The 11,443-nt window shown below is 63.9% G+C and carries 9 protein-coding genes; 1 reads left to right on the top strand and 8 read right to left on the bottom strand.

All coding sequences use genetic code 11. From position 1 onward, the window contains the following. Positions 1–244: 244 nt before the first annotated feature. The 5 genes from mgtE to QAT43_RS11310 all read right to left on the bottom strand — a co-directional run bounded on the left by mgtE (position 245) and on the right by QAT43_RS11310 (position 3,901). Positions 245–1,600 (bottom strand): magnesium transporter, encoded by a 1,356-nt coding sequence (mgtE, locus tag QAT43_RS11330; protein WP_305043186.1) that lies wholly within the window; start codon positions 1,598–1,600, stop codon positions 245–247. Positions 1,601–1,741: 141 nt separating this feature from the next. Beyond that, positions 1,742–2,299: a hemerythrin domain-containing protein gene (locus QAT43_RS11325; protein ID WP_305043185.1), complete on the bottom strand. Its 558-nt coding sequence runs from the start codon at positions 2,297–2,299 to the stop codon at positions 1,742–1,744. 2 nt (positions 2,300–2,301) lie between these two features. Then, entirely contained in the window at positions 2,302–2,757 is a 456-nt protein-coding gene (locus QAT43_RS11320) for an iron-sulfur cluster-binding oxidoreductase (protein WP_305043184.1), read from the bottom strand. 28 nt (positions 2,758–2,785) lie between these two features. Continuing rightward, positions 2,786–3,001: a hypothetical protein gene (locus tag QAT43_RS11315; RefSeq protein WP_305043183.1), complete on the bottom strand. Its 216-nt coding sequence runs from the start codon at positions 2,999–3,001 to the stop codon at positions 2,786–2,788. Positions 3,002–3,124: 123 nt separating this feature from the next. Next, positions 3,125–3,901, bottom strand: coding sequence for a hypothetical protein (locus tag QAT43_RS11310; RefSeq protein WP_305043182.1), 777 nt, complete (start codon positions 3,899–3,901; stop codon positions 3,125–3,127). 252 nt (positions 3,902–4,153) lie between these two features. Between QAT43_RS11310 and QAT43_RS11305 the strand changes: the two genes are divergently transcribed. Further along, the gene (locus QAT43_RS11305; RefSeq protein WP_305043181.1) at positions 4,154–4,927 is read left to right on the top strand and encodes a response regulator; all 774 of its coding nucleotides are present in this window, start codon (positions 4,154–4,156) and stop codon (positions 4,925–4,927) included. A gap of 23 nt (positions 4,928–4,950) precedes the next feature. Here QAT43_RS11305 and QAT43_RS11300 read toward each other — a convergent pair whose 3' ends face one another. The 3 genes from QAT43_RS11300 to polA form a co-directional block, all read right to left on the bottom strand. Further along, on the bottom strand, positions 4,951–5,529 hold the full coding sequence (locus QAT43_RS11300) for a DUF1318 domain-containing protein (protein ID WP_305043180.1): 579 nt from the start codon (positions 5,527–5,529) through the stop codon (positions 4,951–4,953). 62 nt (positions 5,530–5,591) lie between these two features. Continuing rightward, positions 5,592–8,762: a hypothetical protein gene (locus QAT43_RS11295; protein ID WP_305043179.1), complete on the bottom strand. Its 3,171-nt coding sequence runs from the start codon at positions 8,760–8,762 to the stop codon at positions 5,592–5,594. Between the two features lie 176 nt (positions 8,763–8,938). After that, positions 8,939–11,443, bottom strand: a 2,505-nt coding sequence (polA, locus tag QAT43_RS11290; protein WP_305043178.1) for a DNA polymerase I, incomplete at its 5' end; no start/stop codon positions are given.

Genomic DNA, 11,443 nt, shown 5'->3' with positions numbered 1-11,443 from the left:
GCTTTGAGGAAACATCCGCCATGGTCGGCGTCGACGGGCCCTACGCGGACTGGACGGGAACCGCGTGGATGTCGGGCCGCATCGATTGCGGCTGGAACCACATGAAGATCACTGGGAGAATCTGTTCGCCCTAACCGCGGACAAGCACGCCAACCCATCGACTTCACGAAAGACCCTTGGTATCGCCAAGGGTCTTTCGCTTCTTGGGCGTCCCGACGGGCGCAAGGATCCTTGGTCTTCCAAGCTACTTCAAATAGTTGAGAAACATGGTCGCCGTACCGAAATAGATGAGAATTCCGGTGATGTCGTTAGCGGTCTGCACGAAGGGGCTGGAGGCGATGGCGGGGTCGACGCCGATTTTTTTGAAGAAGGTGGGGGCCAGCACGCCCGTGGAGGCGGCGACGGTCATGGCCGAAACCATGGCCAGACCGACCACCAGGCCGAGGAAGGGATTGCCGTGCCAGACGAGCGCCACCAGGCCGACCACCAGGCCGCACACCGTGCCCATGATAAGCCCCACGCGCAGTTCCTTGAAAAATACCTGGCGCAGGGTGCTGAAGTCGATGCGGCCGGTGGCGAAACCGCGCACGACGATGGTCGCCGACTGGCCGCCGACGTTGCCGCCCATACCGGTGATGACGGGCACGAAGGACACCAGGGCGATGATCTGTTCGAGGGTTGTCTTGAACATCCACATGAGATAGCCGGTGATGACCCCGCCGAACAGGTTGGTGATCAGCCAGGGCAGGCGCAGACGCGCAATCTTGAAGGATTTGAAGCCGTAGAGCAGTTCCTCCTCGCTGGTACCGGCCATCTTGAAGATGTCGTCGGTGGCTTCTTCCCGCAAAACGTCGATGACGTCGTCGACGGTGACGATACCCATGAGCTTGTTGCCCTCGTCGACGACGGGAATGGCCAAGATGTTGTAGCGCGCCACCAGATGCGCCACCTCTTCCTGATCGGTGTCGGTGGTGACGCGGATGACATCACGGGTCATGACGTCCTTGAGCGGGGTCTGGGGCGGCACCGTGAGCAGCTGACGCAGGGACAGCACCCCAACCAGGTGGCCGTATTCGTCGGTGACGTAGACGTAGAAGACCATCTCCACGTCCTCGGCCTTCTGCAGGGCCTCGATGGCCTGCTTGACGGTCATCTCCTCGGACAGGGAGAAGATCTCCGTCGACATGATGCCGCCGGCGGTGTACTCGTCGTATTGCAGCAGCTGCTCGATCTCGGTGGAATCCTCGTCCTGCATGATGTTGAGGATTTCCTCGGCCAGCTCCTCGGGCAGGTTGCGGATGATGTCGACGGCATCATCGTAGGGCATTTCCTGCAAGACTTCGGTGATGGTTTCCTTGTCGATCTGCTCCAGCAGCTGGGCGCCGGTGGCGTGATCGAGTTCTGAGAGCACGTAGGCCGAGGTTTCCGGATCCTCGATGAGGTTAAAGAGGATGCGCTGTTCCTTGAGGTCGAGATAGCGGAACAGATGGGCGATGTCGGCGGGATGGATCTTGCCGAGCATCTTGGCGAGATGGGGATAGGCCCCCCGGCGAATGAGGCGGCGCACCGTATCAAGGAGAATCTGGTGTTTCTGTTCCATGGTCGCGCTCCCTGGGTGCGGCGAGATCTAAGGCTAAGGCAAAAAACACGCCATTGTAAAGGGCCGCTCAGGGGGGTGTCAACCGCAAGGGCGCGGCACAAAAAAGTCAGGGGGCGGATTTTCACCCGCCCCCGTGGTTTCTCAGGCCGCCGCCTGCTGCTCGTAGGTTTCCACCAGCCGGCGGTATTTGTCCTCCAGGCCGGGAGTTCGCGCCTCGGCCTCCCGGTAGGCCGCCACCATCGCCGCGCGCGGCGCCTCGGGCAGCACCCGCTCGGCCAGGGGGTAGAGGATGTTGTCTTCCTTGTCGATATGGTCCCGCAGCAGGGCGATGTAACCGCGCGCGTTTTCGGCAATCACCGGGATCTGCCCGGACTCGCCGTCAAGGGCCCGGTGCGCGCCCTCCTCCATGGCCCGTACGAAGCCGCGTCCCTGATCGTGGGCCAGGAGCATGGCCGCCACCGGCGAATTGTCCTGAGGCATGCCGTTATCCACCAGGGCCTTGAACAGCACGTCCTCTTCCTTGGCATGGTGAAAACGGTCGGCGTAGTTGCGGATGAAATCCACCGCATCCAGAAAGAACCGCCAGTCGCGAAAGCGACCCGCCTCCATGCGCGTCACGTTATTCTCCAGCAGCGCGATCATGCGCAGAATCAGTTTGTGCTCCTCGACCATGACGTGAGTGACGTCGATCTTGCTCATGTTCAGGCTCTCCTTTCGCCGTCAACCCCGATGATCGCCACCTCGAAGGGGATGTCCTTGCCCGAGGCTTCCAGGGCCTGCTTGGCCATCATCGCCAGGCCGCGGCAGCAGGGCACTTCCATGATGGTCACGGTGAGGGACTGAATATCGTTGGTCTTGAGAATTGCCGTCAGCTTGTCCAGATAGGGGCTGGTGTCGTCGAGCTTGGGACAGGCGTTGACCAGCACCTTGCCCTTGATGAAATCGCGGTGGAAATCGCCGTAGGCAAAGGGCGCGCAGTCGGCGGCGATGAGCAGATGGGCGTTTTGCAGCCAGGGGGCGCTCGGTGGCACCAGGTGCAGCTGGGTCGGCCACTGGCGCAGTTCGGAGGCGACCTTGCCGGTGGCGGTGTTGTCCGTGGCGGGCTTCTCGATGGTGCGCACGTTGCTGCCGGGGCAGCCGCAGGCCAGATTCTTCATGGGGATTCTCCTTGACGCTGGGTTTTGGTTACTGGTTGTCCAGATAGCTGTTGATTTCCGTCTCGATCTGTTTTTCGGCCTCGTCGCCCAGGGCGTGGATGCTGACCACGTCCTTGAGCAGGCAAATACCCACCCCGCAGGTGACGCAGGCGATGTCGTAGTTCTTGAGGATCTCCCCGATGCGGGGATGTGCTTTCAACACGTTCTGGATTTGTTCGGTGCCGAGATTGTTTCTGAGGTTCATGGCGTCGTCTCCTTCCGTCATCCTGGGTGCAGATTAGCCCAGGACGGGGAAGGCCGACATGACGTGGGTCAAAAAATGAAAAAATTCGGGAAGGAGAGATGAAATCTACAGGAGGACTGGGGTTTATTGTCCGTATTCACGAGCGCGGCTGCCCGGCAGGGACTGCTTTTCTATCCAGGAGGGGGTATAGGGAATGAAGGCGCACTTGTCGGGATCGAAGATGCAGGTTTCCCCCGGCGGACAGGGCGCGGGATCGGTGCAACGGCGGAATTCCCTGGGCGGAGGGTCGGGGTCCGGAGGGTCCAGCGTCGGCACCCGTCCATCGAGGGACACCCCGCCCGCCCCTTGCACGCCCCCCGGCGGATCATAGGCGAATTCCCACTTGGCGTAGCTGTCGGCGCCGGCCAACTTTTCCAGACCCTTGGGGAAATTCTCGGTCTTGAAGGGCGTCAGGGTGCTCGAACTGCGCACCCCGCGAATGCGCCCGCCGGGATCCTTGATCAGCACGAAATCCTCGCCGGTCATGGGATCCTTGTAGGCTTTGCGCAGATGACGCACGATCTGCGCCGCGCGCGGATCGCGCAGCAACTCGTCGATGCTGTTGGGCAAGAGCCCCGGCGCGCGCCGCTGTTGCTGCGAGGTTTCGCCCAGGGCGGAAGCCTGCCGGGCACGCCCCGCGATGTCGGTCGTGTAAAAGTTTTCGATGGCCCGCAGGTATTGCTGCCCCACCCACAGCAGTTCCTGTTCCTTGGCGCGCTGCGAAGCCGCCTGCCAGCTCACCCCCGCCATGGCCGAACCGATGCCCAGGATGACGACGGCGACCAGCACCACAATGAGCATGGCGCCGCGCTGGTTGCGCACGGGCGAGAACAGCTTGGAGCGGAAAAAGGCAAACGGCATGGTGTTATGGCTTGACCTTCAGGCAAAAGCCGGAAAAAAACGCGGACGGTTCAGCCGTCCCTCGCCCGTGCCCCCACGCGGGAGGGCCTAGGGACGCGCGGCAGGGAAGGCATGGTTCTTGAAAATGAAAGACTTCCAAACTTATCTTCGCCGCATGCGCTCCGACCAGAAAGCAGGTTTCAGACTAAAGGAAACCAACCCGGATTTGCAAGCACGCACTAATTTGGCTGATCACCCACGCCGGAGGGATACATGAGCCGCAAATTCATCATCATCGACCATTCGCCCGCCCTGCGCAAAATCATCGGCGCGAAGATCCGCGCCAACCTCGACGATGTGCAACTTTTGGAGGCCGAGACCCCCGAGCGAGCCCTGGCCATGCTACAGGACCATCGTTGTCATCTGGTGATTTATTTGTGGGACGGCATCGATGTCCGCGGGCTCGCCCTGTTCGACAAGCTGCGCGAACTGCCCGCCGACCGACAGATCCCCTTTTTGCTGCTCACCACCAGCGACGGCGACGAAACCCTGCGCATGATCGAGGAAAAAGGCATTCCCGAGCATCTGGTTCTGCCCTGCCCGTCCCGCCAGTTCGCCGAAGCCCTCAACCGCGTCTGCAATCCCGTCAGCCTGCGCCGCGACAAGCGCTACGCCGTTCAGGACACGATCTTTTTGCTGGAGCAGCGCGGCCACGCCCTGCAAGGCAACGTCATCAACGCCAGCCTCGGCGGCATGCTCTGCGAGATTCCCTTCAGCGAAAACTTCAACTGGTCCTTGCCGGCGGCGGCCAGCATCAACTTTTTCGTGGATGGCAAGAACATCGTCGCCCCCCACCTCTATTCAACCGTGGTGCAACTGACCGTCACCCACCGCCACCCCGACTTTTCGCCGCGCAAGCTGCGCGTCTCTTTCCGCTTCCTGCAAATCCCCGAGGACAGCCGCCTGGCACTGCAACAGGTCTTTTCCCAGTTGGAAAAGATGGAGGAACTGGCCGGCTTCAAGGCGCTCGCCGAAGCCGCTCTTTAGCGACTTCGGCCCGTATCCACACCCTACTTGCGTTGCCAGGATCCATCCGCCTGCTCCAGATGCCAGTCGGCGGCGGCATTGTCGCGCCAGGAATCGGCGAAGATGGACTGCACTTCCTGAACGCGCTCGGGAAAGCCGTTGGCGCGCGCGATTTCGCGGTAGAGGCGCTGGCGATCGGCGTTTTCCTCGCTGACCAGGCGATTGACCTCCCCGCGCCCGCGCAGGTCCAGTCCCTCGGTGGCGCGCACCTTGAGCAGGCCGTCGGCGCCGATGCCCACATGGCCGGAATCCAGATAGGGAAACAGCTTGTCCGAGCGCTGCTTCATGGCCTCCTTGACGGCGCGGATCTCGGGCGTGCTGACGTTGATATCCTGGGCGGCATGGGCCGTGGCCGGCCCCGGCAGCAGCCGACGCAAACTGCCCTTCTCACCGGCGGGCGGTTGGGGAGCGGGTTGCGGCGCGGCACGCTCGCCCCAGACTTCCTCAACGATCTTGTCGGCGGCGCCGCGCAACTCCTCGGCGGGAAAATAGATATTGATGGTGACGCAGGCCGCGGCAGCGAGAAGCGTCAGGCCCAACAAGCATTTAAACAGGATTTTCATGGACATCCTCCTCGGTTGATGCAGCGTTTCGCCCTCCCACTATAGCGCCTTTCCCAAGCAAATCAACGTGTTCCCGCCCGATCGATGCGCCCCAGGCGCCGCAGCATCTCGCGGAAACTGATCGCCGATTGTGGTGCAAGCACGTCGATGCGCGGCGGCAGCAGACCGCCGTCCACCAGATAGAGATCCGAACCGGGTCGGGCGGTGCCGCGCAGCACGAAAACGTCGTTACGCAGTCCGCAGAACATGCCGATGCGCCGGTAGCGGTAGAAATCGATGAAGCGATAGACACCCCGCGACAGGGCCGCCGAAAGCCCGCCCTGGCTGATCACCGCCAGGTTGTTGATGGCCTTGACGCTGATGTTGCGCCGCCCGCGTTCGCGCGTGCTGATTTCGGCGATAAAAGCCGAGGGCACCCTGCCGAACAGACGCAGATCATGGATATAGCCGTCGATGATCCCGTTGATCTCCCCAAACTCGAAGGTCTGGGTGAGCTGCGCCAGGTCGAGGCCGTGCAGGTCGATGTCGGCCTCGAAGCTGCGATAGGAGGAGAAAATATCCCGCGCCCTGAGGTTGCGCACGCGAATGCCGCCGCCGAACGCCGCCAGACGGGCCTCGCCCTGGGATTGGAGAAACCCTCCGGCGTATTCGAATTCGCCGAAATCGGCGGTGAGGCTGCCGTGCATGAGCGGCGCGTCCAGGGCTTGGGTCAATTGTTCCAGATCGATGCCCAGAATTCGCGTGCGTCCGGCGAGATAGAGTCCCCGCGGCTCCCAGGCCAGGCGCAGTTGCTCCAGATGAACGCTGCCGCCGGCCAGGTCCAATTCCCAGGGATCCACAAAGGCCAGGCGATTGAGCCCGGAGGTCAGGGCCAGCTGCTTGTGGTCGGCGCTCAGGGGCCCGGCCTGCAACCGGGAAAACGCCAGAAAACCCTCCACGTGCTCCGCGCCGGTCTGCCCTGGGGGGGCTAGGGAGAAAGGCAGAATGCCCCGCAGACCGCTGAGGGCCAGGGCGCCGTCGCCGAGTCGGGCAGCCAGGTTCTCCGGCAGCAGGGTTCCGGAAAAGCGCCAATCCGTTCCCTCCCAGCGGCCCACGCCGTGCAGGCTCAGGGAACCGCGCAGGTCGAGATCGCCCGCCAGGGGATAAAGGGGCGCCAGCAGGGGCCGCAGATGCCGGTTGTAGCCCTCGTCCAGATGCGGCAGATGCAACTGTCCCTCCGCCAGCACCTTCCCGGCGCGCCAACTGCCCCGGCCATCCAGGGTGCCGACGGCGGGCAGTTGCAGATGCAGATTGTCGACCGCCAGGACCGTGGAGTTCGGCGACCAGCGGGCGTTCAGGGCAAAGAACAGGGGCAGTTGCGCCAGCTCCGCATAAAAGCCCCCCGCCAAAACTTCCTGCACTCGCGCCGTGCCGCGCAGTTCCGCCTGGAATTCGCCGTCGCCACGCCGGGTCAGGCGACCGGACAGGTCGAGGGCGCCTCCGGCCAGGGCGCTCATGTCGTCCGCGGCCAGATAGTCGACAGCCTCCAGGCGCAGGTGGGCCAGATCAATGCGTGCCGCGCCGCCTTGCCAGTGCCCGGCCCCCTGCAAGTCCAGGTGCGGCACACTGACCCCCATCCCGGCGAGGGAAGTCCGCAGACGGGCCTCTCCCAGATCGAGGCGGTTTGCACGCCAGGAGAAACGCCCCTCCGCCTCGCTCGCGCCGAGGTCGAAACCAGCCGTCCGCCAGCCCTCGCCGCCCAAGACGGCCCGCCCCTGCCAACCATCCTGGGTGCGCTTGAGATTGGCCGTTGCCCCAATCCGCCCCTGTTTCTCCACGGGCTTGGGCCACAGCGCCGCGTCCATTAAACGGGCGAGGGCGGCCAGGGGAGTCTCGTGCAACTGTGCGTCGAGCTGCCCGGCATCGCCGCGCGCTTCTAGAAAAGGCCGGCCGTCGAGGTCGAGGGCCAACTCTCCCGCCAACTTTTTCACCGGCCCCGCCAGTCGCAACCGGCCACTCAGTGGCGCAAGCCGCAGCGGCGCCGGAGCAGCCGACGCCCTGGGTGGGCGGCCGTGGAATTCGCCCGCCAGATCCAGGCGCCGCTCCCGCCAGTCAAACCTGGCCCCGCCCGCGAAGCCACCACTCAGGGGCAGGTTGTCCGCGAACCCCAGGCGCTTCGCCAGGAAAGCCAGGTCCGATGTCTGGGCGCGCACCTCGCCGCCGAGCCGCTCATCCCCGCCCTGAAGACTTAGTTGCACCGCCAGCTCCCCGGCGACAAGGGCCTGTCCTTGCGCCTGCCAAGCGGCGGGGCGCCCCGAAAAATGCAGGTCGATGTCCTCCACGGGCCAATCCTGATCCGGCCGGCTGACCCTGAGCTGCGCGCAACGCAAGCGCCCTTCCATCTGACCGGGTGCCCATTCCACACCCAGGACCAGATCCCGGGCACTGAAATCAAGATCCGCGGGCAGCGGCGAAGGCTCGCGCGATGCGGCAAACCAGACATCCAACTGCTCCCGGTCCAGGGCGGGCAAATGGATCTCTCCCCCGACCTTCACACCCCCAGGGACGGGGCGGACCTGCAAGGGAGAGGTCAGCAAGGATTGCCCATCCACTTGCAGCTCTTGCAGGTGCAGCTCGGGGCTGGCGTTCCACGCCAGCCGGCCCGCAGCCTCCAGATCCAAGGGGTGCTCGCCCTCCAGAATCAGGCGCAAATTGAATTCGGGCGCGGGCACCCCGCGCAGCGCCAGGTTCAGCTCCCGCGCCAACCACTCCCGGCCCTCCGCCACCAGGTGCAGACGCCCGTCGAGCACCGCCACTTGGTCCACCTCTATTGGCGACCGGGTGATGGCGGCGCGGGACTCCGGCGCGTCGCCTCCGCCGAGGGCGGCGACATCGAGAAAAAGATCGGGCGCGAACAGCCGCACAGCGTCGAGTCCCCCGCGGCGCAGCCTCTCCAGGGAAAAATCCACGGACAGGCCGAGCACGAACAGCCGATAGACCCCGGGCTGCTCCAGGCTTAGGCCCCCGATGCGCAAATGACGCTCTTCGAGTTCCAGGCGCGCGATGGCGACCTGGGCATCGAGGCGGCGGCTGAGAAGTTCTTCGAGGTGGGGTTTGAGGTAGCGGTTGAGCAGCAGGTCGCGGCCCTGCCAAAGGGCCGCGCCGAGAAGGACGGACACCAGGAGAAACGCCAGGGCGCTGCCCGCCGGGAGCCATAGTCGGCGAGAGTAGGTTCGTTTGGACGGCTTGGACATGGCCCGCGCCCCAGGGAAAATAAATCGAGAGACTCTTCAATCAGCCAAGTCCCGCCGCGCCGCCGGTCGCGGCGGTTGAGGACAGCGGTGAATGTTTGAGCCGCGGGCGAGTTTTCACCGCCGACGATGCCGCCGCGGCCGGCGGCGCCTGCTGAACAGCGACAAAAACCGGAAAATCAGTGCGCCTCGCGCCAGTTCCTGCCCACGCCGATGTCGACATCCAGGGGCACCTTGAGCTTGACCGCCTCTTCCATCTCGCGCCGGATCAGCTCGCGGGCCTTTTCGAGTTCGCTTTCGGGCACGTCGAACACCAGTTCGTCATGCACCTGCAACACCATCCTGGTTTTCATCCCCGCGCGCCCGAGGCTCTCGAACACCCGCACCATGGCCACCTTGATGATGTCGGCGGCCGAACCCTGCAGGGGATAGTTGATGGCGTTGCGCTCGGCGTAGGAGCGGATCCCCTGGTTGGGGCTGTCGATCTCGGGAATGGCGCAGCGCCGCCCGAGGAGGGTCTGGACGTATTTGTTCTTGCGCGCCTCCTCGCGGCGCGCCTCGAGAAAATCAGCCACGCGCGGCAGGCGCTCGAAGTAGGCATCGATAAACGTCTGCGCCTTCTTGCGGTCGATGCCGAGGCTTTTCGCCAGGCTGAAGGCGCCCATGCCGTAGAGCACGCCGAAGTTGATGGTCTTGGCCTGACGGCGCTGCTCGTCGCTGACCATTTCGGGGAATACGCCGAAAATCTCGCAGGCGGTGCGCCGGTGAATATCCTCGCCGCGCGCGAAGCTCTCCTGCAGCATCTCCTCATCGGCAAGATGGGCAAGGATGCGCAGCTCGATCTGCGAGTAGTCTGCGGCGAGCAGCACGCCTCCCTCGGCAGGGATGAAGGCCTCGCGGATGCGCCGCCCCTCCTCGCTGCGGATGGGGATATTCTGCAGATTGGGATCGCTCGACGAGAGTCGTCCGGTGGCGGTCACGGTCTGGTTGAAGCTGGTGTGGATGCGCCCGGTGTCGGGATGGATCAGCTTGGGCAGGGCATCGGTGTAGGTGCCCTTGAGCTTGGCGAGGCTGCGGTGATCGAGGATGCGCGCGGCGATGGGGTGCTCCTCGGCGAGATTCTGCAGCACCTCCACGTCCGTCGACCAGCCGGTCTTGGTCTTGCGGCCGCGCGGCAGCTTGAGCTTTTCGAACAACACCTCGCCGATCTGCTTGGGCGAGCCGATGTTGAAGGAGCAGCCGGCCAGTTCATGGATGTCTTTTTCCAGGGCGGCGAGTTTCTCCTCCATCTCTTTGGAGAGGGCGCCCAGCACCTGGGGATCGACGCGCACCCCCTGCCATTCCATGTCGGCGAGAATCCCCACCAGGGGCATCTCCACCTCATGGAACAATTTCTCCTGCTCGGTTTCCTTGAGCATGGGTGCGAGCTTTTCGAACAATTGCAGCGTGACGTCGGCATCCTCGGCGGCGTAGGTGATGGCCTTGTCCACCTCGGCCTCGGCGAAGCTGATCTGGTTCTTGCCGCTGCCCGCCACCTCGCTGAACGCAATGGTCCTGCGCCCCAGCAGATCGGCGGCGAGGCTGTCCATGCCGTGGCTCTTGGCCGCCGGGTTGCCGAGGTAGCTTGCCACCATGGTGTCGAAATCCACGCCCCGCACCTCCACCCCGGCGCGACGCAGCACCAGCAGATCGTACTTGGCGTTCTGGGCGATCTTGGACTTTCGCGGATCTTCCAGCAGCGGGCGCAGGCGCTCCAGCACCAGATCGCGCCCAAGCTGCGCGGGCGCCCCCAGGTAATGATGGGCGAGGGGGATGTACCAGGCTGCCCCCGGCTGAACGGCGAAAGAAATCCCCACCAATTCGGCGCGCAAAGGGTCGAGGCTGGTGGTTTCGGTGTCGAAGCTGATGCGCGGCGCTTTCTCCAACTGCTCGATGAGTTGCTCCAGCTCAGTCTCGGTAAACACGCCGCGGTAATCGTCGCTGCGATCCCGGGTCTCGGCGAAAAATTCCTGCTGCAACTTGTGAAATTCCAACTCGCCGAACAGGGCGGTGAGGGCGGCGCGATCGGGCGCGCCGGTGGCCAGGGCATCATAATCAATGCCCAGATCCAGATCGTCCCTGAGCGTCACCAGCCGCTTGGACAGCAGCGCTTGCTCGCCGAACTCGCGCAGCTTGTCCCGCATCTTGCCCTTGACCTCGTCGACCCGCGCCAGCAGTTCCTCCACCGTGCCGAATTCAGCGATCAACTTGACGGCCGTTTTCTCGCCGATGCCCGGCACGCCGGGAATATTGTCCGAGCTGTCGCCCGCCAGGGCCTGCACTTCCACCACCTTGTCCGGGCCGCCGCCGAAACGCTCGGCGACTTCAGCGGGTCCATAGACCTTATCCTTCATGGTATCGAGCATGCGGATTTGCTCGGAGATCACCTGCATGAGATCCTTGTCGCCGGAGACGATGGTGACCTCCAACCCCTGGGCGGCATGTTTTTTCGCCAGGGTGGCGATAATGTCGTCGGCCTCGAAGCCTTCAAGCTCCAGGGCCGGCAGGTTGAAGGCGCGCACCAAATCCTTAATCACGGGGATCTGCGGCCTCAGATCCTCGGGCATGGCGGCGCGATTGGCCTTGTACTCGGGATAGATCTCCTTGCGAAAGGTCGGCCCCTTGGCGTCGAACACCACCGCCAG

Origin of the sequence: Geoalkalibacter sp. (genome assembly GCF_030604225.1) — a bacterium.
GTDB lineage: Bacteria > Desulfobacterota > Desulfuromonadia > Desulfuromonadales > Geoalkalibacteraceae > Geoalkalibacter.
This window is presented reverse-complemented; position numbering and strand designations above follow the sequence as displayed.